Below are 355 nucleotides of genomic sequence, written 5' to 3' on the forward strand. Positions count from 1 at the left end.
GTCTTGTACTCAGTCCCCTTCGTTACGCTCGGTGACAGTTCATTGCCGTCTTCATCGACAAACTTTTCAGTCAGACCATACTTGTTCTGAGTGTAAACAACAGGAGTGTCCTTAGTTGGATCTTCCGGAGTTACGTTCGGAACATCAGTTGAGTAGCCTGGTACGGTCGGAGTTGGCTCGTTTGGAGTCACCTTGGTTGGGTCATCTGGGTCATTCTCGTAAGTCGGCGTATCTGCACCTGGAATTGGCGTGTTGTTTTCATCTACAGGGATGATCTTACCGACCTTCTTGTAAGTGAAGACAGCAGTCTTGTCACTTTCATCGAAAGTACCAGTGGTATCAGTCGTATTAACCA

1 protein-coding gene is annotated in these 355 nt (G+C 47.3%); it reads right to left on the minus strand.

The annotated features are described in order from the left end of the window. On the minus strand, positions 1-355 hold a 355-nt coding region (locus tag lacNas_RS14270), incomplete at both ends, for a hypothetical protein (RefSeq protein WP_244661436.1).

Origin of the sequence: Lactobacillus nasalidis (assembly GCF_016587775.1) — a bacterium.
Classification (GTDB): domain Bacteria; phylum Bacillota; class Bacilli; order Lactobacillales; family Lactobacillaceae; genus Lactobacillus; species Lactobacillus nasalidis.